The organism is Azotobacter salinestris (assembly GCF_009363155.1).
Lineage (GTDB): Bacteria > Pseudomonadota > Gammaproteobacteria > Pseudomonadales > Pseudomonadaceae > Azotobacter > Azotobacter salinestris.
Map to the genome: position 1 here is coordinate 3,599,564 of NZ_CP045302.1, position 22,402 is coordinate 3,621,965.

At 68.2% G+C, this 22,402-nt stretch carries 20 protein-coding genes; 15 read left to right on the plus strand and 5 right to left on the minus strand.

All coding sequences use genetic code 11. From position 1 onward, the window contains the following. Positions 1 to 106 precede the first annotated feature (106 nt). The gene (gene exaC, locus GCU53_RS16835; RefSeq protein ID WP_152388615.1) at positions 107 to 1,627 is read right to left on the minus strand and encodes an acetaldehyde dehydrogenase ExaC; all 1,521 of its coding nucleotides are present in this window, start codon (positions 1,625 to 1,627) and stop codon (positions 107 to 109) included. Between the two features lie 594 nt (positions 1,628 to 2,221). Here exaC and GCU53_RS16850 point away from each other — a divergent pair. The 4 genes from GCU53_RS16850 (at position 2,222) to GCU53_RS16865 (ending at position 6,506) form a co-directional block, all read left to right on the plus strand. Beyond that, positions 2,222 to 4,141, plus strand: coding sequence for a sigma-54-dependent Fis family transcriptional regulator (locus tag GCU53_RS16850; protein ID WP_208845520.1), 1,920 nt, complete (start codon positions 2,222 to 2,224; stop codon positions 4,139 to 4,141). A 91-nt stretch (positions 4,142 to 4,232) separates the two neighbouring features. Beyond that, positions 4,233 to 5,585: a UDP-N-acetylmuramate:L-alanyl-gamma-D-glutamyl-meso-diaminopimelate ligase gene (mpl, locus tag GCU53_RS16855; RefSeq protein WP_152388616.1), complete on the plus strand. Its 1,353-nt coding sequence runs from the start codon at positions 4,233 to 4,235 to the stop codon at positions 5,583 to 5,585. A 2-nt stretch (positions 5,586 to 5,587) separates the two neighbouring features. Then, positions 5,588 to 6,220, plus strand: coding sequence for a flavin prenyltransferase UbiX (gene ubiX / locus GCU53_RS16860; RefSeq protein ID WP_152388617.1), 633 nt, complete (start codon positions 5,588 to 5,590; stop codon positions 6,218 to 6,220). After that, positions 6,198 to 6,506 carry a YceK/YidQ family lipoprotein gene (locus tag GCU53_RS16865; protein WP_152388618.1) on the plus strand — a complete coding sequence of 103 codons (309 nt, stop codon included), beginning with the start codon at positions 6,198 to 6,200 and terminating at the stop codon, positions 6,504 to 6,506. Before ubiX ends, GCU53_RS16865 begins: the two co-directional genes overlap by 23 nt. A 14-nt stretch (positions 6,507 to 6,520) precedes the next feature. Here the strand turns inward: GCU53_RS16865 and GCU53_RS16870 are convergent, their stop codons facing one another. Beyond that, a complete protein-coding gene (locus GCU53_RS16870) occupies positions 6,521 to 8,083 on the minus strand; it encodes a sensor domain-containing diguanylate cyclase (RefSeq protein WP_244307191.1) in 1,563 nt (520 codons plus the stop codon). Between the two features lie 236 nt (positions 8,084 to 8,319). Between GCU53_RS16870 and ftsH the strand changes: the two genes are divergently transcribed. Next, the gene (gene ftsH / locus GCU53_RS16880; RefSeq protein WP_152388619.1) at positions 8,320 to 10,170 is read left to right on the plus strand and encodes an ATP-dependent zinc metalloprotease FtsH; all 1,851 of its coding nucleotides are present in this window, start codon (positions 8,320 to 8,322) and stop codon (positions 10,168 to 10,170) included. Then, positions 10,167 to 10,364, plus strand: coding sequence for an oxidoreductase-like domain-containing protein (locus GCU53_RS16885; RefSeq protein WP_244306817.1), 198 nt, complete (start codon positions 10,167 to 10,169; stop codon positions 10,362 to 10,364). Before ftsH ends, GCU53_RS16885 begins: the two co-directional genes overlap by 4 nt. Here the strand turns inward: GCU53_RS16885 and GCU53_RS16890 are convergent. Then, on the minus strand, positions 10,361 to 11,005 hold the full coding sequence (locus GCU53_RS16890; protein WP_152389942.1) for a Rossmann-fold NAD(P)-binding domain-containing protein: 645 nt from the start codon (positions 11,003 to 11,005) through the stop codon (positions 10,361 to 10,363). The two genes, GCU53_RS16885 and GCU53_RS16890, sit on opposite strands and share 4 nt — an antisense overlap. 273 nt (positions 11,006 to 11,278) lie before the next feature. Here GCU53_RS16890 and GCU53_RS16895 point away from each other — a divergent pair, with 273 nt between their 5' ends. The 3 genes from GCU53_RS16895 to GCU53_RS16905 are packed head-to-tail and all read left to right on the plus strand — an operon-like array spanning position 11,279 to position 12,954. Then, complete coding sequence (locus tag GCU53_RS16895; RefSeq protein ID WP_152388620.1) at positions 11,279 to 11,641, plus strand: CidA/LrgA family protein; 363 nt, start codon at positions 11,279 to 11,281, stop codon at positions 11,639 to 11,641. After that, positions 11,638 to 12,354 (plus strand): LrgB family protein, encoded by a 717-nt coding sequence (locus GCU53_RS16900; RefSeq protein WP_152388621.1) that lies wholly within the window; start codon positions 11,638 to 11,640, stop codon positions 12,352 to 12,354. Before GCU53_RS16895 ends, GCU53_RS16900 begins: the two co-directional genes overlap by 4 nt. A gap of 9 nt (positions 12,355 to 12,363) precedes the next feature. Next, positions 12,364 to 12,954: an LON peptidase substrate-binding domain-containing protein gene (locus tag GCU53_RS16905; RefSeq protein WP_152388622.1), complete on the plus strand. Its 591-nt coding sequence runs from the start codon at positions 12,364 to 12,366 to the stop codon at positions 12,952 to 12,954. A gap of 45 nt (positions 12,955 to 12,999) precedes the next feature. Here GCU53_RS16905 and GCU53_RS16910 read toward each other — a convergent pair whose 3' ends face one another. Both GCU53_RS16910 and GCU53_RS16915 read right to left on the minus strand, forming a co-directional pair. Beyond that, on the minus strand, positions 13,000 to 14,808 hold the full coding sequence (locus GCU53_RS16910; protein ID WP_152388623.1) for a glycoside hydrolase family 13 protein: 1,809 nt from the start codon (positions 14,806 to 14,808) through the stop codon (positions 13,000 to 13,002). 245 nt (positions 14,809 to 15,053) lie between these two features. Then, on the minus strand, positions 15,054 to 16,373 hold the full coding sequence (locus GCU53_RS16915) for a bifunctional DedA family/phosphatase PAP2 family protein (protein WP_152388624.1): 1,320 nt from the start codon (positions 16,371 to 16,373) through the stop codon (positions 15,054 to 15,056). A 187-nt stretch (positions 16,374 to 16,560) separates the two neighbouring features. Between GCU53_RS16915 and GCU53_RS16920 the strand changes: the two genes are divergently transcribed. From GCU53_RS16920 to rodA, 6 genes are read left to right on the plus strand one after another with little or no spacing between them, the layout of a single operon-like run. Further along, a complete protein-coding gene (locus GCU53_RS16920) occupies positions 16,561 to 17,826 on the plus strand; it encodes a glutamate-5-semialdehyde dehydrogenase (RefSeq protein ID WP_152388625.1) in 1,266 nt (421 codons plus the stop codon). After that, positions 17,826 to 18,470 carry a nicotinate-nucleotide adenylyltransferase gene (gene nadD, locus GCU53_RS16925; RefSeq protein ID WP_152388626.1) on the plus strand — a complete coding sequence of 215 codons (645 nt, stop codon included), beginning with the start codon at positions 17,826 to 17,828 and terminating at the stop codon, positions 18,468 to 18,470. The genes GCU53_RS16920 and nadD overlap by 1 nt, the downstream gene beginning before the upstream one ends. A 20-nt stretch (positions 18,471 to 18,490) precedes the next feature. Next, positions 18,491 to 18,844 carry a ribosome silencing factor gene (gene rsfS, locus GCU53_RS16930; RefSeq protein WP_152388627.1) on the plus strand — a complete coding sequence of 118 codons (354 nt, stop codon included), beginning with the start codon at positions 18,491 to 18,493 and terminating at the stop codon, positions 18,842 to 18,844. Positions 18,845 to 18,851: 7 nt separating this feature from the next. Continuing rightward, the gene (gene rlmH / locus GCU53_RS16935) at positions 18,852 to 19,319 is read left to right on the plus strand and encodes a 23S rRNA (pseudouridine(1915)-N(3))-methyltransferase RlmH (protein ID WP_152388628.1); all 468 of its coding nucleotides are present in this window, start codon (positions 18,852 to 18,854) and stop codon (positions 19,317 to 19,319) included. Between the two features lie 15 nt (positions 19,320 to 19,334). Beyond that, complete coding sequence (gene mrdA / locus GCU53_RS16940; protein WP_152388629.1) at positions 19,335 to 21,254, plus strand: penicillin-binding protein 2; 1,920 nt, start codon at positions 19,335 to 19,337, stop codon at positions 21,252 to 21,254. Next, a complete protein-coding gene (gene rodA / locus GCU53_RS16945; protein WP_152388630.1) occupies positions 21,244 to 22,389 on the plus strand; it encodes a rod shape-determining protein RodA in 1,146 nt (381 codons plus the stop codon). The genes mrdA and rodA overlap by 11 nt, the downstream gene beginning before the upstream one ends. The last annotated feature ends 13 nt before the right edge of the window (positions 22,390 to 22,402 follow it).

Genomic DNA, 22,402 nt, shown 5'->3' on the forward strand with positions numbered 1-22,402 from the left:
CGGGGAGGTGCGGCCATCGGCCAGGTTTTACCGTGATTCGGGCGAGGGTTCGCCCTGACCGTCTCGATTCGGTCCCGGCCCCTGTGGCAGGGGCCGGGGTCGTGTATCAGAAGAAGCCCAGCGGGTTGATGTCGTAGCTGACCAGCAGGTTCTTGGTCTGCTGGTAGTGGTCGAGCATCATCTTGTGGGTTTCGCGGCCGACGCCGGACTTCTTGTAGCCACCGAAGGCGGCATGCGCCGGATACAGGTGGTAGCAGTTGGTCCACACGCGGCCGGCCTGGATGCCGCGGCCCATGCGATAGGCGCGGTTGATGTCGCGGGTCCAGACGCCGGCGCCCAGGCCGAACTCGGTGTCGTTGGCGATGGCCAGGGCCTCGGCTTCGTCCTTGAAGGTGGTGACGCCGACCACCGGGCCGAAGATCTCTTCCTGGAACACGCGCATCTTGTTGTGGCCCTTGAGCAGGGTCGGCTGGATGTAGTAGCCGCTTGCCAGGCTGCCTTCCAGGCGCTCGGCGGCGCCGCCGGTCAGGACTTCGGCGCCTTCGCTGCGGGCGATTTCCAGGTAGGAGAGGATCTTCTCGAACTGCTGGCTGGAGGCCTGGGCGCCGACCATGGTGTCGGTGTCCAGCGGATGGCCGCGCTTGATCTGGCCGACCTTCTTCATCACGACCTTCATGAAGTCGTCGTAGATGGACTCCTGGATCAGCGCGCGCGACGGGCAGGTGCACACCTCGCCCTGGTTGAAGAAGGCCAGCACCAGACCTTCGGCGGCCTTCTCGATGAAGGCCGGCTCGGCCTGCATGATGTCCTCGAAGAAGATGTTCGGCGACTTGCCGCCCAGTTCGACGGTGCTCGGGATGATGTTGTCGGCGGCGCACTTGAGGATGTGCGCGCCCACCGGGGTGGAGCCGGTGAAGGCGATCTTGGCGATGCGCTTGCTGGTCGCCAGCGCCTCGCCGGCCTCGCGGCCGAAGCCGTGGACGACGTTCAGCACGCCGGGCGGCAGCAGGTCGCCGATCAGCTCGAGCAGCACGGTGATCGACAGCGGGGTCTGCTCGGCGGGCTTGAGCACGATGCAGTTGCCGGCGGCCAGGGCCGGGGCGAGCTTCCAGGCAGCCATCAGCAGCGGGAAGTTCCACGGGATGATCTGGCCGACCACGCCCAGCGGCTCGTGGAAGTGGTAGGCGACGGTGTTCTCGTTGATCTCGCCGGTGCTGCCTTCCTGGGCGCGGATGCAGCCGGCGTAGTAGCGGAAGTGGTCGGCGGACAGCGGCACGTCGGCGTTGAGGGTCTCGCGGACCGGCTTGCCGTTGTCCCAGGTTTCGGTGACGGCCAGCACTTCGAGGTTCTGCTCGATGCGGTCGGCGATCTTCAGCAGGACGGCGGCGCGTTCCTGCACCGAGGTGCGGCCCCAGGTGTCGGCGGCGGCGTGGGCGGCGTCCAGTGCCTTCTCGATGTCCTCGGCGGTGGAGCGGGGGAATTCGGCGAATTCCTCGCCGGTGACCGGCGAGCTGTTGGTGAAGTACTGACCCTTCACCGGGGGCACGAACTGGCCGCCGATGTAGTTGCCGTAGCGGACCTTGTAGGAAACGATGGCGCCTTCACTGCCGGGATGGGCATACCGCATGGAGGATTCTCCTGATTCTTGTGGTTCTTGGATTTTCTGGGGAGTGCGCAAGAGCACGTCTGCGAATGATTAAAGCAGGAGGTGTGCCAAGGTGCCGCAACCCCAATGCCTGTGCGGATTTGCCGCGGTTGGCCGGGTTTGTGTCGGAGCTTTCTGTGACAGGGCTGAAACAGGGGCGTGACACTTTGTCCCATAAGCTTGACAGTGACGCCCGAGGTCGGACGTGACGCCATTGCAAAGCCGCCCCGGCTGGACGATGCTGTGCGGTCAACAGGGGGTGTTGACGTTTTGGCGTAGGCCGCGACGGAGGCCCGTTTGGCGCAGAACAAGGAACGAGGAGCGAAGTTTGGTCGTTCCAAATGAACGACGAGCGACGCCGTGCTGCGCCAAACGGACCCCGTCCCTGCGGGTGGGGCCGCCGAGGCTGCGCGTCAAATGCCGCCATGCGGCGTTGCGGGTCTTGGCAAGGGAATGACCATTGCCGGCGACCCGCGCCTTGCCTGGCGGCATTTGACGCGGCAACGCGGCTCACGCCACAACGTCAACACCCCCTACGGGAGCTGCCCGCCGATCAACGCGGAGACAACAATGACAATGCAAGCGAACCGCATGCTTCGCCATGTCCATCAGGTGCGGACTCTGGCCGAGGGAAGGGCCATCGGACCGGCCAACGATCCCTCGATCGCCCGCTCCTGGCTGCGATGCCTGGAGCAGCACCAGCTGGACCCGTCGCAGCCGCTGACGCCCAGCGTGCTGGAGCACGCCCATCTGCAGGAGTGCCGCGAGCGCCTGCAGCAGGTGCTGGAGATCGCCAGCGGCGAGATGAACAGCCTTCACCTGCAGCTGGCCGGCAGCGCCCACGCCGTGCTGCTGACCGACGCCCGCGGGGTGATCCTCAACCGCGTCAGCGCCGCCGCCGAGCAGTCGACCTTCGAGCACGCCGGGCTGTGGCTGGGCGCCGACTGGAGCGAGGCCTGCGAGGGCACCAACGGTATCGGCACCTGCCTGGTCGAGCGCCAGCCTTTGACCATCCAGCAGGAGGAGCACTTCCGCAGCTGCCATACTGGTCTGACCTGCTCGGCCAGCCCGGTGTTCGATCCGCACGGCGAACTGCTCGCGGTGCTCGACGTCTCCTCGCTGCAGGGCAACGTGTCGCGGCAGAGCCAGTTCCACACCATGGCGCTGGTCAACCTCTCGGCCAAGGTGATCGAGAGCTGCTATTTCCTGCGCCGCTTCGAGAACGAGTGGCTGCTGCGCTTCCATCTGCAGGCCGAGTACGTCGGCCTGTTCAGCGAGGGGCTGCTGGCCTTCGACGGCGAGGGGCGGGTGCTGGCGGTCAACCAGACCGCCATCAACCTGCTCGGCGGCGGCCGCCGCGAGTTGCTCGGCCAGTCGGTCGAGGCTCTGTTCGCCAGTCGCCTGGACGACATGCTGGCGCTGGCCAGCGAGCAGCCGAGCGCCAGCTGGCCGCTGCGCACCCAGGATGGCCGGATGCTCTTCGCCCTGCTGCGCGGGCGGCCGCGCCGTCCGGTGACTGCAGTGCCAGTGGAAGGTACCGCTGTGCCCGCTGTGCCCGCTGTGCCGGCGAGCATCTGCCTGGGCGATCTCAATCTGCAGCAGGCCTTCCGCCGCGCGCTGCGGGTGATCGAGCGCGACGTGCCGCTGTTGCTGCACGGCGAGACCGGCTCCGGCAAGGAGGCCTTCGCCAAGGCCGTGCACCAGGCCGGCAGCCGCGCCGAGCGGCCGTTCGTCGCGCTGAACTGCGCGGCGATCCCCGAGAACCTGATCGAGAGCGAGCTGTTCGGCTACCGCGGCGGCAGCTTCACCGGAGCGCGCAAGGAAGGCATGCGCGGCAAGCTGCAGCAGGCCGACGGCGGCACCCTGTTCCTCGACGAGATCGGCGACATGCCGCTGGCCCTGCAGACCCGCCTGCTGCGCGTGCTCGACGAGCGCCAGGTGGTGCCCATCGGCGGCGAGCCGGAGCCGGTAGACGTGCGGGTGATCAGCGCCACCCACCGCGACCTGCGCGAGCGGGTCGCCGCCGGGTTGTTCCGCGAGGACCTGTTCTACCGCCTGGACGGTCTGGCGGTGATCCTGCCGCCGCTGCGCGAGCGGACCGACAAGGGCGAGCTGATCGACCATCTGCTCGAGCGCGAGGCGCGCGGCGAGGCGATCCGCCTCGAACCGGCGGCGCGCCAGGCGCTGCTCAACTATGCCTGGCCGGGCAACGTGCGCCAGCTGCGCAGCGTGCTGCGCGCCCAGGTGGCGCTCTGCGAGGACGGCCTGATCCGCCTGGCCGACCTGCCGGCGGAGCTGCGCCTGACCCCGGTGCTGCCGGCGCCGGCGCCGCTGGAAACCAGCGGCCTGCTGGAGCAGGCCGAGCGCGACGCCCTGCTGGCCGCCCTCGAGGCCAATCACTGGCACGTGAGCCGTACCGCCGAGCAGCTCGGCATCAGCCGCAACACCCTCTACCGCAAGCTGCAGCGCCACGGCATCCGCCGCGAAGGCGACTGAGGCGGGCCATGTCCCAGCGCCCGGCCGCCTGCTGCGGCGCCGGGCGCTGTGCTAACCTGCCGCGCATCGCTTTCCAGGCCAGGATTCATACATGCACATCCACATACTCGGCATCTGCGGCACTTTCATGGGCTCGCTGGCGGTTCTGGCGAAGGAGCTGGGGCATCGCGTCACCGGCTCCGACGCCAACGTCTATCCGCCCATGAGCACCCAGCTGGAGGCCCAGGGTATCGAGCTCATGCAGGGCTATGCGGCCGGGCATCTGCAGCCCGCGCCGGACCTGGTGGTGATCGGCAATGCCCTGTCGCGCGGCAACCCGGCGGTCGAATACGTGCTGAACCAGGGCCTGCCCTACGTCTCCGGCCCGCAGTGGCTGGCCGACCATGTGCTGCAGGGCCGCTGGGTGCTGGCGGTGGCCGGCACCCACGGCAAGACCACCACCACCAGCATGCTGGCCTGGGTGCTGGAGCACGCCGGCATGAGCCCGGGCTTTCTGATCGGCGGGGTGCCGCAGAACTTCGGCGTCTCGGCGCGCCTGGGCGGCACGCCGTTCTTCGTGGTCGAGGCCGACGAGTACGACAGCGCCTTCTTCGACAAGCGTTCGAAGTTCGTCCACTACCGGCCGCGGACCGCGATCCTCAACAACCTGGAGTTCGACCACGCGGACATCTTCCCGGATCTGGCGGCCATCGAGCGGCAGTTCCACCACCTGGTGCGGACCATCCCCAGCCAGGGGCTGATCATCCACCCGACCACCGAGCAGGCCATCGAGCGGGTGCTGGCCATGGGCCGCTGGACGTCGGTGCAGACCACCGGGGAGGGCGGCCAGTGGCAGGCACGCCTCCTGGCCGAGGACGGCTCGCGCTTCGAGGTGCTGTTCGAGGGCGCGCTGCAAGGCGTGGTCGACTGGGAGCTGACCGGCCGGCACAACGTCGCCAACGCCCTGGCCGCCCTGGCCGCAGCGCGCCATGTGGGCGTGCTGGCGGAGCAGGGCATCGCCGCGCTGGCAAGCTTCCGTAGCGTGAAGCGGCGCATGGAGAAGGTCGCCGAAGTGAAGGGCGTGACCCTCTACGACGACTTCGCCCACCACCCGACGGCCATCGCCACCACTCTCGACGGCCTGCGCAAGCGGGTCGGCGAGGCGCCGATCATCGCGGTGATCGAGCCGCGCTCCAACTCCATGAAGCTCGGCGCCCACCGCGACGGCCTGCCCGACTCGGTGGCCCAGGCCGACCAGGTGGTCTGGTATGCGCCGCCGAACCTCGGCTGGGACCTGGCGGCCACCGCCGCCGCCTGCCCGGTGCCGGCAGTGGTCTGCGACTCGCTGGAGGCGATCATCGCGCGGGTCGCGAGCCAGGCGGCGCCCGGCACCCAGGTGGTGATCATGAGCAACGGCGGTTTCGGCGGCCTGCACGGCAAGCTGGCCAAGGCCCTGGAGAGCTGAACATGGCCGGACCGCAACGCATCACCCTGGCGATGACCGGCGCCTCCGGCGCCCAGTACGGCCTGCGCCTGCTCGACTGCCTGGTACAGGAGGAGCGCGAGGTGCACTTCCTGATCTCCAAGGCCGCGCAGCTGGTGATCGCCACCGAGACCGACGTCACCCTGCCGGCCAAGCCGCAGGCGATGCAGGCCTTCCTCAGCGAATACACCGGCGCGGCGCCGGGACAGATCCGTGTGTTCGGCCAGGAGGACTGGATGGCGCCACCGGCCTCCGGCTCCAGCGCGCCGAGCGCCATGGTGGTGGTGCCGTGCTCCACCGGCAGCCTGTCGGCGATCGCCAGCGGCGCCTGCAACAACCTGATCGAGCGTGCCGCCGACGTCGCCCTCAAGGAGCGCCGCCAACTGATCCTGGTGCCGCGCGAGGCGCCATACTCGACCATCCACCTGGAGAACATGCTCAAGCTGTCGAACCTCGGCGCGATCATCCTGCCGGCCTCGCCGGGCTTCTACCATCAGCCGCAGAGCCTCGACGACCTGGTCGACTTCGTGGTGGCGCGCATCCTCAACCTGCTGGAGATTCCGCAGGACATGCTGCCGCGCTGGGGCGAGCATCATGTGGCGAGCAGCGAAGCGTGAGGGAAGCCGCGGCCTGCTGCTGCTGGCCGCGTTCGCGCTGACCGGCTGCGCCACCTTCCGCACCCTGAACGCCGCCAAGCCGGATGCGCCGCTGATCTACTCCGGCACCCGCCTGGACTGGTACGCGATCCACGGTGGCTGCTGCCCGCTCGACCGCTTCGGCGCCGAGCCGCCGCGCTATCCCGCCCTCGACCTGCCTGCCAGCGCCCTGCTCGACACCCTGTTCCTGCCCTTCACCCTGGCTGCCGAGCTGGGGGTGGCGCTGAGCGTGTCCGGCGGCCTCTGAGCCGCACTGGCCGTTCAATCCACCACCACCCGGTCGCGGCCACCGTGCTTGGCCCGGTAGAGCGCCGCATCGGTGCGCTTCAGCACTTCCTCGACGCTGGCGGCCGTGTCCGGCCAGTGTGCCACGCCGGCCGAGACGGTGACGCTCGGACAGTCGTCGCAGCAGGTCGCGCCCATCCTGGCCCGGACTCGCTCGGCAACCTGGCGGGCAGCCTCCAGGCTGGCGCCCGGCAGGAGCATGAGGAATTCCTCGCCGCCGCTGCGGCAGAGCAGGTCGCTGGCGCGCGAGCAGTCGCGCATCTGCTGGGCGAGGTGTTGCAGCACGCGATCGCCGAACTCGTGCCCGTGGTTGTCGTTGACCTGCTTGAAGTGGTCGATGTCGAGGGCGATGATTGCGAAGGGCTGCCGTTGCTGCTGCCACCGTTCCACCTGGGCTTGCAGGCAGCGACGGTTGCTCAGGCCGGTCAGCGGATCGGTGAGACTTTCCTGGCTGAGCTTGCCGAGGCGTTGATGGAGCAGCGCCAGGCTGGCGAGTATGGCGCGCTTGAGCTGGTCGGCCTCGAAGTACCAGGCATGGAGGCGTCGTACCTGTTCCGGCGCTTCCTCGGTATCCCAGTGCTGGGCGCTTCTGGCCAGTTGCCGGAGCGGCCGTGAGATCAGGTGCGACAGCCACCAGATACCGCCCAGCGACAACAGCAGCATCGGCAGGGACAGGCGCAGGATGTTCAGCATCAGGCCGTCGAGTTCCCCCAGGGCGAGCTCCAGGGGCCGCTGGGCGACGATGCCCCAGCCGCTCGCCGTCACCGGCGCGAAGCCGGCGAGCATCTCGATGCCGCGGGAGTTGGTCAGCGCCTGGCTGCCGCCCTCGCCGCGGACCAGCCGCTCGACTACCGGATTGCCGACAGCGGTTTCGCCGACCCTCGCCAGGTCCTGGTGGTAGATCAGTCGGCGATTGCGGTCGACCACGTAGAGATAGGAGCCATCCTGATAGAAGTGCTCGCCGAGCAGGCTGTGCAGGATGTTCTCGTGCTGCAGGTAGATGCTGCCGCCGATATAGCCCTGGTAGCTGCCGTCGTCGGCGAAGATCGGCTGCGAGATGAATACCACCAGTCTGTTTTTGGCACTGACGTAGGGGGCGCTGATCAGCGGACGGCGCTTTTCCAGCGCCTCGCGCGCGCCTGCGCTGTCGAGCATCTGGCCGAGCAGGCCGAGGCTCTCGGGCGAGGCGGCCAGCACCTTGCCGTCGTGGCGGACCACGAAGGCCGAATTGAAATGGCGGTTCTGGTAGATCAGGCGCTCGGTCTCGTCGGCCATGCGTTCCGGCTGATCCATCCGGCCCTTCAGCTGGTCGGCGCTGTAGGCCAGCTCCTGATGCATGGTGCCGAGCAGCTTCTCAGCGCTCAGGCGCAGCTTGGCGGCGTAGACGCGGTTGGCCTCCAGGGTATGGCGGATCAGCAGGTCGCGCTGGGTCTGGTAGCTGGCGTAGAAGCTGCTGAAGAAGCTGAACACGGCGACCGCCAGGCTGAGCAGGAGAATCAGGCGGCGGAGGTCGAGCCGGGTGTGGATCTGCATGGGCATGTCTGGCAAGGGCAGGCCGTTCCCCTTCCATGCGGGTCTGGCATCGCTTCCCGTAAGGGGGAGGGCGTCGTGGGGTCCGTGCCACGCCGTCGTCGAGATAGCATAAGGCTATTCTCGATCCGGGCCGATAATGCAAAGGTCAGAAAAGCTGTCCGACTTGCCTGCTTTCCGCCCGCTGCGCAGATAATGCACGAGCGAGGCTTGCGGGAAGCGGGCGGATATCCATCGGAGGCATAGTGAAACAACAGGCGCAGTTTCATATCGGCTACTGGTTTCTCGCCGTGCTGGGGTTCGTGTTCATCCAGAGTCTGCTCACCGAGCAGCAGCAGGTGGCGCAGATTCCCTACAGCGAGTTCGAGCAGCACCTGAGGGAGGGGCGGGTCGAGGAGTTGGCGGTCACCGACCAGCAGATCCAGGGCACGCTCAAGGAGCCGCTGCCCGGCGGCCAGACCCGCTTCGTCGCCATCCGCATCGAGCCCCAGCTGGCCGAGCACCTGCAGCAGTTCCCGGTGCGCTATGCCGGCAAGATCGAGAGCACACTGCTGCGCGACCTGCTGTCCTGGACCCTGCCGGCGCTGATCTTCTTCAGCCTCTGGCTGTTCCTGCTCAAGCGCATCGGTGGCGGCCTCGGCGGCGGCATGATGCAGATCGGCAAGAGCAAGGCGAAGGTCTATGTCGAGACCGACATGAAGGTGACCTTCGCCGACGTGGCCGGGGTCGACGAGGCCAAGGACGAGCTCAAGGAGATCGTCGACTTCCTCAAGGACCCGCAGACCTACGGCCGCCTCGGCGGGCGCATGCCCAAGGGCGTGCTGCTGGTCGGCCCGCCGGGCACCGGCAAGACCCTGCTGGCGCGAGCGGTGGCCGGCGAAGCGAAGGTGCCGTTCTTCTCCATCTCCGGCTCCGAGTTCGTCGAGATGTTCGTCGGCGTCGGCGCCGCACGGGTCCGCGACCTGTTCGAGCAGGCCCGGGCGCAGGCGCCGGCGATCATCTTCATCGACGAGCTGGATGCCCTCGGCCGGGCCCGCGGCGTCGGCCCGCTGGGCGGCGGCCACGACGAGAAGGAACAGACCCTCAACCAGCTGCTGGTCGAGCTGGACGGCTTCGACACCTCCACCGGACTGGTCCTGCTGGCTGCCACCAACCGCCCGGAAATCCTCGACCCGGCGCTGCTGCGCGCCGGCCGCTTCGACCGTCAGGTGCTGGTCGATCGTCCGGACAAGACCGGGCGGGTGCAGATCCTCCAGGTGCATCTGAAGAGGGCGCGGCTGGCGACCGACGTCGACCCGCAGCAGATCGCCGCGCTGACTCCCGGCTTCACCGGCGCCGATCTGGCCAACCTGGTCAACGAGGCGGCCTTGCTCGCCACCCGCCGGCATGCCGAGGCGGTGACCATGGACGACTTCACCGCAGCCGTGGAGCGCATCGTCGCCGGCCTGGAAAAGCGCAACCGCCTGCTCAATCCGAAGGAGCGCGAGATCGTCGCCCACCACGAGATGGGCCATGCGCTGATCGCCATGGCCCTGCCGGGGATGGACCCGGTGCACAAGGTGTCGATCATCCCGCGCGGCATGGGCGCACTCGGCTACACCATCCAGCGGCCCACCGAGGACCGCTTCCTGATGACCCGCGAGGAGCTGGAGAACAAGATGGCCGTGCTGCTCGGCGGCCGTGCGGCCGAGTGGGTCATCTACTCCCACTTCTCCACCGGTGCCGCCGACGACCTGGCCAAGGTCACCGACATCGCCCGCGCCATGGTCACCCGCTACGGCATGTCGGAGCGACTCGGCCACGTCACCCTGGAGCGCGAGCAGCGCAGCTTCCTGGGCGTCGAGCAGGCCTACGGCCTGCCAGCCCGCCATGAGTATGGCGAGACCACGGCGACCGCCATCGACGCCGAGGTGCAGGCGATCGTCGATCGCGCCTTCCAGCGTACCGTGGCCCTGCTGGAAGAGCGTCGGGCGCTGCTCGAGCACAGTGCCCGGCGCCTGCTCGAGGAGGAGACCCTCGACGCCGAACAGCTGGCCGAGCTGGTCGGAACCGCGCAGGGTAGTCCCGTGGAATCATCCGGAGCGACATCATCATGAGCGAACGACAGAAAGGCGACGATCCCATTCCGCTGCCGCCCGAGCCGCCTTTCGAGGGCGAGTGCTGCGAAGGCGGCTGTGGCGAGGCCTGTGTCTGGGAAAAGTACAACGAGGCCCGGGCCGAGTACGCCCGGGCGCTGACCGACTGGCAGGCCCGCCATGCCCGCGAGCCGGAGGGGCAGGAGGCGTTCTAGCGCCGGCCCAGCCGGTGCAGCTCCTCCGCCTCGACGATGCGCACCCCGTCCTCCTCCTCCAGGGCCAGGCGCCACAGGGCGCGGGCCAGGGCGCAGGGATCGATGGCACGGTAATGGCTAGGCGTCAGGCGCAGCAGCGGATCGCTCAGTTGGTCGAGCAGGCGCAGTTCGTTGCGCGGGCCGAGCAGCGGGGTCGGCCGGGCGATCGTCAGCTGCGGCCAGTCCTGGGCCTTGAGGCCTTCCTCCATTTCGCCCTTGACCCGGCAGTAGGGGCGCGACGCGCGGGGATCGGCGCATTGCGCGCTGATCACCAGCAGGTGGCGGGCGCCCAGCTCGCGGGCGCGGCGGCCGAAGGCCAGGACCAGGTCGCGGTCGATGGCGCCGAAGGCCTCCTGGCTGCCGGCCTGCTCGGCGCTGCTGCCGAGGCAGCAGAAGGCGGTGTCGATCGGCCCGCTCAGGCGTGGCAGCAGTTCGGCCAGCGCCCCCTGGGGGTTTTCCAGGCGCGGATGTTCGGCCAGCGCCCGAGGTGCAGGGGCCAGCACCCGGGCGATGGTCGGTTCGGTGAGCAGGCGGTCGAGCAGGTGCTCGCCGGCCAGGCCGGTGGCACCGGCAAGGAGGATGTGCTGGGGCGTCAGGTACATGGGGCGGTCCTCGCGCAAGGTGATGTCGGACAGCTGGCGCGCATGCGCTCCGTGCATCGGCCAGTACAGGCGTTTCGCTTGTTGTTATGGGTTCCAGTGTGGCCCAAACCCCCTGTCCCTGCCCGGCAGCCCTGGCAGGGGCCGGATCGGCCGTCGCGCTTTATGGCGAGCGGCCCTGCCTGCCTATAATGGGCCCTTTTCCGGCCGCCTGCCCCGGGGCGCGTTCTGCTCCGGCGATATTTTCCTGGCGGCGGCCCGACCTCGGAGGTTCATATGTTGTTGCGAGGCCTCACCTGGCTGGTGATGTTCCAATTGCTCGGCACGGCCATCCAGGCGCTCTGCCTGCCCATGCTGCCGGGACCGATCATCGGCCTGCTGCTGCTGTTCGTCTATCTGGTCTGGCGCGGCGAGGTGAGTGCGCCGGTCCAGGAGGCCGCCAGCAGCCTGCTGCGCTATCTGCCGCTGCTGCTGGTGCCGCCGGCGGTGGGGGTGATGGCCTATGCCGGGGCCATCGCCGCCGACTTCTGGGCCATCGCCGGGGCGCTGCTGCTGTCCCTGCTGGCCTCGCTGGCCTTCGTCGGCTGGTTGATGCAGCGGCTGATCGACCGTCAGGCAGGCGGGGAGGGCGAGGCATGAGCTTCGACTGGCACGGGGCCTGGCAGGCGCTGGTGCAGCATCCGCTGTTCGCCTTCGGCATCACCCTCGGCGCCTACCAGTTGGCGGTGGCCGCCTACGAGAAGACCCGCTGGGTGTTCCTGCAGCCGGTGCTGGTGTCGATGCTGCTGGTGATCGGCGTGCTGCTGGCCTGCGGGGTGGAGTATGCCGCCTATCGCGACGGCGCGAAGATTCTCACGGTATTCCTCGGCCCGGCCACGGTGGCGCTGGCCGTGCCGCTGTTTCTCAACCTGAAGCGGATCCGCCTGCTGTTCTGGCCGGTAGTGCTGACCCTGCTGGTCGGCGGCCTGTTCACCACCCTGCTGGGCATCGGCCTGGCCTGGCTGTTCGGCGCCGAGCGCCTGATGCTGATGACCCTGGCGCCGAAGTCGGTCACTTCGCCGATCGCCATGCTGGTGTCCGAGCAGATCGGCGGGGTGGCCGGCCTGGCGGCGGTGTTCGTGCTCATCACCGGCATCCTCGGTGCGGTGTTCGGCCCTGGGCTGCTGCGTCGCTGCGGGGTGCGCCATCCGGCTGCGCTGGGTATCGCCCTGGGCCTGACTTCCCATGCGGTGGGCACCTCGCGGGCGCTGCAGGAGGGCGAGGAGTGCGGCGCCTTCGCCGCCTTGGGGATGAGTCTGATGGGGGTGCTCACCGCGGTGCTGCTGCCCCTGAGCGTGGCCATGGTCGTCTGAGGTGGCGTGATGGACTTTCCGCTGTTTCCCCTGAACACCGTGCTGTTTTCCGGCTGCCGGCTGGATCTGTCGATCTTCGAGGCGCGCTATCTGGACATGCTCAGCCGCTGCCTGCGCCAGGGCACGGGCTTCGGCGTGGTGTGCATCCTCGAGGGCGAGGAGGTCGGCGAGGCGGCCAGCCGCTTCGCCGCGCTCGGCTGCGAGGCGCTGATCCGCGACTGGCAGCAGCGCCCCGACGGGGTGTTGGAGATCCGTGTCGAGGGCGCGCGGCGTTTTCGCGTCAATCGCGCCGAGGTGCGGCGCGACCAGCTGACCGTCGCCGAAGTGGACTGGCTGCACGAGGTCCAGACGGCGCCGCTGGCCGCCGAGCACGCCGACCTGGCCACCCTGCTGCAGGCGCTGGCGGAGCACCCGCTGGTCGAGGCGCTGGGCATGGGCGGCACGCCGACGGATCAGCAGGCGCTGGCCAACCAGCTGAGCTACCTGCTGCCGTTCGCGGCGGAGGACAAACTGAAGTTGCTGGCGATGGGCGATCCGGCACGCCGCCTGGACTACATCCGGCAACTGCTGGAGCACCTGCAGGGCGAGGCGCCGGTCTGAGCCGGCTGCTGGCTCCGGTCCGGGCGCCTCTGCGAAGACGCTCGGTCAGAGCTGGTAGACCGTCGCCTGCCAGGGCTGCAGCGATACGCTTGCGGCGCCGGGCTGCACCGGCTGTTGCGCGGCGCCGTTGTCCAGCAGCGTGGCGGCGATCTTCAGCCCCTCCGGCAGGTCGTAGGCGAGCGTCTCGCGGGTGAAGTTGATCAGCACCAGATAGCGCTTGTCGTCGAGCGTGCGCGTATAGGCGAAGACCTTGGGGTTGGCCGGATCGAGATCCCGGAACTCGCCATGGATGAGCGCGGGGATCTGGCGGCGCACCTCCATCAGGCGGCGATGATGGTGGTAGACCGAGCCGGCGTCGTCGACCTGAGCCGTCGCATTGATCTGCGGGTAGTTCGGATTGACCGCCAGCCAGGGCGTGCCGGTGGTGAAGCCACCGTTCGGCGCCGCGCTCCACTGCATCGGGGTGCGGGCGTTGTCGCGGCTGGTCTGGCGCAGGTGGGACAGGTATTCCTCCGCCGACACCTTGCCGCTTTCCACGAAGTCGTGCCATTGACCCTTCACTTCGACGTCGTCGTAGTCCTCGATGCCGTGGAAGGGATAGTTGGTCATGCCCAGTTCGTCACCCTGGTAGAGGAAGGGCGTGGCGCGCTGGGTGAGCATCATGGTCGCCAGCGCCTTGGCCGAGACGGCGCGCCATTCAGGACTGTCGTCGCCGAAATGGGAGACGGTGCGGGGATTGTCGTGGTTGGTCAGGAAACTGGTGTTCCAGCCATGGCTGCCACCGGTGCGGTCGATCTGCGCATAGGTCGCCTTGAGTTCGGGCAGCGTCCAGTCCTTCTTGCGCCACCCGTCGCGATCGAGCCGGACCAGATCGAAATGGAAAATCATGTCGAGTTCGCGGCGGCGCGCGTCGGTGAGCAGCGGGGCCTGCTCGAAGGTGATGCCGAAGGCCTCGCCGACCGTCATGGCGTCATAGCGGGACAGGACCTCGCGGTTCATCTCCTGAAGATACTGGTGGACGCGAGGGCCGTTCGCGTAGACGAACTCGGGGTGGGCCAGGGCTTCCGGGCGCAGGTCGGGCAGGCCGTCCTGCTTGGAGATGAAGGGAATCACGTCCATGCGGAAGCCGGACACGCCCTTGTCCAGCCAGAAGCGCATGATGTCGTAGACTTCGGCGCGGACCTTGGGGTTTTCCCAGTTCAGGTCGGGCTGCTTGTCGGCGAAGTAGTGGAGATAGTACTGCCCGGTGGCCTCGTCCTTCTTCCAGGCCGAGCCGCCGAAGAACGACGGATAGTTGTTCGGCGCAGCGCCGTCCTTGCCGTCGCGCCAGACGTAGTAGTCGCGATAGGGGTTGTCCTTCGACTGGCGGCTCTCGACGAACCAGCGATGCTCGTCGCTGCTGTGGTTGACCACCAGATCGATGATCAGGCGCATGCCGCGCTTCTTCATGCCGGCGAGCATGCGGTCGAAGTCGTCCATGTTGCCGAATTCGCTCATCACCTTGCGGTAATCGCGGATGTCGTAGCCATTGTCGGCGTTGGGCGAGTCGAAATGCGGGCTCAGCCAGATCGTGTCGACGCCCAGCGTCTTCAGGTAATCCAGCTTCGCCGTGATGCCGTTCAGATCGCCGATGCCGTCGCCGTTCGTGTCGTTGAACGAGCGTGGGTAGATCTGATAGACGACCGCCTCTTTCCACCAGGGTGTGCCGGGGCGGGCGGCCGAGGTTTCCGGAGTATCCTCTTTCGCCGTGTCGCTGCTTGTGCTCGGGGCCGGGGCCCCCATTGCCGCTTGGCATATGGCCAGAGCGCCGATCACGATGCTCAACAGGGTTTTGCAAGAGCTTGCCGTCTGCATGAAATTTTCCTTTTCCGGGGCTTGGATTCTTGTTGTTCAGCGCTTCCCGCTTGCGGCCAAGGCCGTGCGAAGCAGACAGGGGGCGTCAAGCCTCCTCTTTTTCAGAGAATATACGTGGATTTCGTTATGATAAAACGATTCAGCATAATGATATCGAGATGCCGTCGCGTTCGGGCGTCGAGCCGTTGCCCAAGCGCCTGGCTCGAGGCCTGAAGAGCGCAGGCTCTCGAGGGAAGAGGCTGTCGTCAGCGGTAGCGATACATCGCCAGGGCTTCGGGCAGCGCCCAGGTGGCGATGCCGCCGAGCAGCGCCAGGCACAGCGGCACGATCAGCCACCAGATGCGGGCGTCGACTCCCTCGAGTGGCGTCTTCCGCTGCACCAGGGCCAGGCTGAGGGCGCAGAAGCCGCCGGCGAGCAGGCCGCCGGCGATGACGTCGGTGGGCCAGTGCACGCCCAGATAGACCCGTGACAGGGCGATGGTCACTGCCGGCAGGCAGGCCAGCAGCAGCCAGGTCAGGCGCATTCGCGGCGTCTGGCCGCGGCCGGCGAGGATGCCCAGGGTGAGGAAGAAGGCGAAGGCCGCCGAGCTGTGTCCGCTGGGCAGGCTGTAGCTGTGCAGCGGCTCGATCAGGATCTCCGGTCGGCCGCGGGCGAACAGTGCCTTCAGGCTGCCGTTGGCCAGGGCCGTGCCGAGCAGGGTCATGCCGGCGAACAGGGCCGGACGCCACTGCCGGGTGGCCAGCAGCAACAGGCCGAGCAGCGCGCCGGCATACAGCTGGGTGCTGAAGTCGCCCAGGCGGGTGATCAGCACCATTGCCTGGTCCAGGCCGGCGTGGCGCTGCTCCTGGATCAGCGTCAGCAGTCCCTGATCGAGCTCGCGCAGGTGGTTCCAGCCCAGCAGCAGGGTGCCGAGTGCCGCCAGGCAGAGACCGGCGGCCAGCGGTGTCGCCCAGCGCCGGCGGCGCAGGCTGGTCTGCGCGATCAGGCCGAGGACCAGCGCCAGCCCTGCCGCCATCACCCCGGCATCGCTCCAGAAGCCGTCCGGCAGCGGCAGGCGCAGGGCGGCGCCGGTGGTCCAGCCCGGCAGCAGATAGGCCACCGCCCAGCCGGCGGCGGCCAGCAGGCTGACGGCGACGAAGCGCGGCAGGGGCATGTCGAGCATGCCGGCGATCATCGGCAGCATCGGCCGTAGCGGGCCGATGTAGCGGCCGACCAGCAGGCTGACGATGCCGTAGCGCTGGAAGTACACCTCGGCGCTGACCAGCCATTCCGGATGATCGCGCAGTAGCGGCAGGCGCCGGATGCCCTGATGGAAATGCCGGCCCAGGGTGTAGGAAATCGCGTCGCCGAGCAGCCCGCCGGCATAGCCCAGCAGCAGGGTCTGGCCGAGGGTCAGGGCGCCGCTGCCGGCCATCGCGGCGACCGCGAACATCAGCACGGTGCCGGGAACGATGATGCCGAGTATCGCCAGGCATTCGACGCAGGCGATCAGGAAGATGGCCAGCCCCAGCCATTCGGGGTGGGTGGTCAGCCAGCCACTCAGGCTGTCGAGCCATGCGCTCATCGGACTGCGCTCCTTGTCGTGGGCCACGGAGGGGCGGGCTGCGGGCCGTGCCGCCCGGCGGTGCATGATAACAGCCGGCGGCAGTCGCCGGGGTGCGTGCCTGCGACCTTCTGCCCGGGCACGCTGGGCGCAGGGCGGCAGTGTCGTTATAATCAGCCGTTTCCCCCCGACTGCCAGACCCGAGACCATGACCGAGTCCGTGCTCGACTACATGACCCGCCTGGGCCGCGCCGCCCGCGAAGCCTCGCGGGTGCTCGCGCGCACCAGCACCGCGCAGAAGAACCGTGCCCTGGAAGCCGCCGCCGCGGCCCTGGACGATGCCCGCGAGGCGCTCGCCGCGGCCAACGCGCAGGATCTGGCCGCCGGCCGCGCCAGCGGCCTGGACGAGGCCATGCTCGACCGTCTGGCGCTGACCCCGGCGCGCATCGACGAGATGATCGAGGGGCTGCGCCAGGTCGCCCGGCTGCCCGACCCGATCGGCGAGATCCGCGACATGCGCTACATGCCCTCGGGCATCCAGGTCGGCAGGATGCGCGTGCCGCTGGGGGTGATCGGCATCGTCTACGAGTCGCGCCCGAACGTGACCATCGACGCCGCCAGCCTGTGCCTGAAGTCGGGCAACGCCACCATCCTGCGTGGCGGCTCCGAGGCCATCCACTCCAACCAGGCGATCGCCCGCTGCATCCAGCTCGGCCTGGCCGAAGCCGGCCTGCCGGCAGCCGCCGTGCAGGTGGTGGACACCACCGACCGCGCTGCGGTGGGCGCGCTGATCAGCATGCCGGAATTCGTCGACGTGATCGTCCCGCGCGGCGGCAAGGGCCTGATCGAGCGCATCAGCCGCGAGGCGAAGGTGCCGGTGATCAAGCACCTGGACGGCATCTGCCACGTCTACATCGACGTCGCCGCCGACCTCGACAAGGCCATCCGCGTCGCCGACAACGCCAAGACCCAGCGTTTCGCGCCCTGCAACACCATGGAGACCCTGCTGGTGCATGCCGCCGTCGCCGCCCGCGCGCTGCCGCCGCTCGGCGATATCTACCGGGCCAAGGGCGTCGAGCTGCGCGGTTGCCCGCGCAGCCGCGAGCTGCTCGGTGCCGGCACCCTGGAGGCGAGCGAGGAGGACTGGTCCACCGAATACAACGCGCCGATCCTCTCGGTGCGCGTGGTGGATTCGCTGGACGAGGCCATCGCCCACATCAATCATTACGGTTCGCACCACACCGACGCCATCGTCACCGAGAGCTTCACCGACGCACGGCGCTTTCTCGCCGAGGTGGACTCCAGCTCGGTGATGGTCAACGCCTCGACGCGCTTCGCCGACGGCTTCGAGTACGGTCTGGGTGCGGAGATCGGCATCTCCACCGACAAGCTGCACGCCCGCGGTCCGGTCGGTCTGGAGGGCCTGACCAGCGAGAAGTACGTCGTGTTCGGCGATGGCCACGTGCGCGGCTGATGGCGAAAAAGATCGGAATTCTCGGCGGCACCTTCGACCCCATCCATATCGGTCATCTGCGCGGCGCCCTCGAGGTCGCCGAGCAGTTCGGCCTCGATGAGCTGCGCCTGATTCCCTGTGCCCGCCCGCCGCACCGGCAGTCGCCGCAGGTATCGGCGGCCGACCGCCTGGCGATGGTCCGCTGCGCGGTCGACGGCGTGCCGCCTTTGACCGTGGACGATCGCGAACTGCGCCGCGAGCGGCCATCCTATACCATCGATACCCTGGAATCCCTGCGTGGCGAGCTGGCCCCGGACGACCAGTTGTTCCTCCTGCTCGGCTGGGACGCCTTCTGCGGCCTGCCGAGCTGGCATCGTTGGCAGGAGCTGCTCGACCACTGCCACATCCTGGTCCTGCAGCGTCCGGATGCCGCCAGCGAGCCGCCGGAGGCCCTGCGCAACCTGCTGGCGGCACGCAGCGTCGGTGATCCGCAGGCCCTCGCCGGACCGGGCGGGAGCATCGCCTTCGTCTGGCAGACGCCGCTGGAGGTTTCCGCCACGCAGATCCGCGAGCGTCTGGCCAGCGGCTGCTCGGTGCGTTTCCTGGTACCCGACGCGGTACTGGCCTATATCCATGCGCACGGGTTGTACCCGGCGTCGAACTGAACAATACACACGAGCCATCCATGCAAAACGAACAATTGGTCCAACTGGCGATCGACGCCCTGGAAGATCTCAAGGCCAAGGACATCACCGTCATCGATGTGCGCGGCAAGACCAGCGTCACCGACTTCATGGTGGTTGCCAGCGGCACCTCCAGCCGCCATGTGAAATCCCTCGCCGACAATGTCCTGGAGAAGGTCAAGGAGCAGGGCGTGCGGCCGTTGGGCAGCGAGGGTCTGGAGGGCGGCGAGTGGGCGTTGCTCGACCTGGGCGACGTGGTGGTCCACGTCATGCAGGTCGCCACCCGCCAGTTCTACGACCTCGAGCGTCTCTGGCAGGGCGCGGAGCAGAGCCGGGCCCAGCACGGCGAGGAATGAAGCTGCCGTGCGTCTGCGCCTGATCGCCGTGGGTTCGCGCATGCCGCGCTGGGTGGAGGAGGGCTGGCACGAGTACGCCAAGCGCCTGCCGCCCGAGCTGGCCCTCGAACTGGTGGAAATCCCCCTGCACACCCGGGGCAAGAATGCCGACGTGGCCCGCCTGATCCGCCAGGAGGGCGAAGCCATGCTGGGCAAGGTGCAGCCGGGCGAGCGCATCGTCACCCTCGAGGTGAACGGCAAGTCCTGGAGCACCGAGCAGCTGGCCGCCGAGCTGGATCGCTGGCGGCTCGACGCACGCACCGTCAACCTCATGGTCGGCGGCCCGGAAGGCCTGGCCCCGGAAGTCTGCGCGCGCAGCGAGCAGCGCTGGTCGCTGTCGCCGCTGACCCTGCCGCATCCTCTGGTCCGCATCCTCATCGGCGAGCAGATCTACCGCGCCTGGACCCTGCTGTCCGGGCATCCGTATCACAAGTGACCGCGGTTTGCGCAGATGCCGGAGCCGATTCGCCTCAAAGACCACGAGAAGGACGCGCGCCTGGTGCGCGCGCGGGCCGTCGTCGGCGCCGTGGTCATCCTGCTGCTGTCGCTGGTACTGATGGTGCGCCTGTACTACCTGCAGGTGATCCAGTACGAGCACCACTCGACCCTGGCGGAAAACAACCGCATCCACGTGCAGCCGATCCCGCCGAACCGCGGGCTGATCTTCGACCGCAACGGGGTGATCCTCGCCGACAACCGGCCAAGCTTCAGCCTGACGGTGACCCGCGAGCGCGCCGGCGACTGGCAGAAGGTGCTGGACACCATCGTTTCGGTGCTCGAACTCGGCCCCGAGGAGCGCGCCCTGTTCGAGAAGCGCGTGCGCCAGGGGCGCCGGCCGTTCGAGCCGGTGCCGGTGCTGTTCGAGCTGTCCGAGGAGCAGATCGCCCGCATCGCGGTCAACCAGTTCCTGCTGCCGGGGGTGGAGGTGGCCGCCCAGTTGGTCCGCCACTATCCGCAGGGCGAGCACTTCGCCCACTCGGTCGGCTACGTCGGGCGGATCAACGAGCGCGAGCTGAAGAAGCTCGATCCGGTCGACTACAGCGGCACCCATCACATCGGCAAGACCGGCGTGGAGCTGTTCTACGAGGACCTGCTGCACGGCCAGGTGGGCTACGAGGAGGTCGAGACCAACGCCCGCGGGCGGGTGCTGCGGGTGCTCAAGCATACCGATCCGGTGCCCGGCAAGGACCTCACCCTGAGCCTCGACCTGAACCTGCAGAAGGCTGCCGAGGCGGCCCTCGGCGACCGTCGCGGCGCGGTGATCGCCATCGATCCGGCCAGCGGCGGCGTGCTGGCGATGGTCAGCCAGCCGAGCTTCAACCCCAACCTGTTCGTCACCGGGATCAGTGTCAAGGACTACGCCGCGCTGCGCGACTCCGTCGACCGCCCGCTGTACAACCGGGTGCTGCGCGGCATCTATCCGCCGGGCTCGACGATCAAGCCGATGGTCGCCCTGGCCGGCCTCGACAGCGGGGTGGTGGAGCGCAGCACCCGGGTCTTCGACCCGGGCTTCTATCAGTTGCCCAACGTCAAGCACAAGTACCGCAACTGGAACCGCGGCGGCGACGGCTGGGTGAACATGGAGCTGGCCATCGCCCGCTCCAACGACACCTATTTCTACTCCCTGGCGCACCGCATGGGCATCGACCGCCTGCATCGCTACCTGAGCCATTTCGGCATCGGCCAGCGGGTGTCCCTGGACATGTTCGAGGAGGCCGCCGGACTGATGCCCTCGCGCGAGTGGAAGCGGGTCAGCCGCCGCCAGGCCTGGTATCCGGGGGAAACCCTGATCACCGGGATCGGCCAGGGCTTCATGCTGGCCACTCCGCTGCAGCTGGCCCAGGCCACGGCCCTCCTGGCGAACAAGGGCAAATGGCACCGTCCTCGGCTGTTGATGAAGGCCGACGGCATGACGCCGGAGCAACTGATGGCGAGCGGTCTTCTGGAGGCGCGCCCGGCACCGCCGGACATCCAGCTCAAGGACCCGCACAACTGGGATCTGATCAACTTCGACATGCAGCAGGTCGTGCACGGCGCGCGCGGCACCGCGCACAAGGTCGGCGCCACGGCGCGCTACCGCATCGCCGGCAAGAGCGGCACGGCGCAGGTGGTGGCGATCCGCCAGGGCGAGAAATACGACCGCAACAAGCTGCAGGAGCGCCATCGCGACCATGCGCTGTTCGTCGCCTTCGCCCCGGCCGAGAATCCGCAGATCGCCGTGGCGGTGATGGTGGAGAACGGCGAGTCCGGCTCCGGCGTCGCCGCGCCGGTGGCCAAGCAGGTGATGGATGCCTGGCTGCTCGACGAAAATGGCCGGATGAAGGTGCAGTTCGCCGCCGCAGTGCCGCAGGAGGTCAGCCGTGAACACTAGCTTCGACCGCACCCTGTCCGACGAGGACGTGCTGCGCCGTCGCGCCACCCTGCTGCAGCGCCTGCACATCGACGGCCCGCTGCTGCTGCTGCTGTTGCTGCTCGCCGCCGGCAGCCTGTTCGTCCTCTATTCGGCCAGCGGCAAGAACCTCGGCCTGCTGGTCAAGCAGGCCAGCTCGTTCGGCCTCGGCATGCTCGCCATGCTGGTCATCGCCCAGCTGGAGGCGCGCTTCATCGCGCGCTGGGTGCCGCTGGCCTACGTTCTGGGGGTGATCCTGCTGGCGGTGGTGGAAGTCATGGGCCACAACGCCATGGGCGCCACCCGCTGGATCAACATCCCCGGGGTGATCCGCTTCCAGCCCTCGGAGTTCATGAAGATCATCATGCCGGCGACCATCGCCTGGTACCTGGCGCGCAACAATCTGCCGCCGGGACTCAAGCACACCGTCGTCAGCCTGGCACTGATCGGCGTGCCCTTCGTGCTGATCCTGCGCCAGCCGGACCTCGGCACCTCGCTGCTGATCCTCGCCTCCGGGGCTTTCGTGCTGTTCGTCGCCGGCCTGCCCTGGCTGTGGATCGGCGGGGCGGTGGCGGCCGTGGTGCCGGTCGCGGTCGGCATGTGGTACTTCGTCCTGCACCAGTACCAGAAGCAGCGGGTGCTGACCTTCCTCGACCCGGAGAGCGACCCGCTCGGCACCGGCTGGAACATCATCCAGTCGAAGGCGGCGATCGGCTCGGGCGGGGTGTTCGGCAAGGGCTGGCTGCTCGGCACCCAGTCGCACCTGGATTTTTTGCCGGAAAGCCACACGGACTTTATCATTGCGGTCCTGGCCGAGGAGTTCGGACTGGTCGGCGTCTGCCTGCTGCTGCTGGTCTACCTGCTGCTGCTCGCCCGCGGGCTGGTGATCACCGTGCAGGCGCAGACGCTGTTCGGCAAGCTCTGGGCCGGCGGTCTGACCATGACCTTCTTCGTCTACGTATTCGTCAACATCGGCATGGTGAGTGGCCTGCTGCCGGTGGTGGGCGTACCCCTGCCGTTCATTAGCTACGGCGGAACTTCACTGGTGACCCTGCTGTCAGGGTTCGGGGTTTTGATGTCGATCCACACCCATCGCAAGTGGATCGCGCAAGTTTGAAGAGTAGCGGATC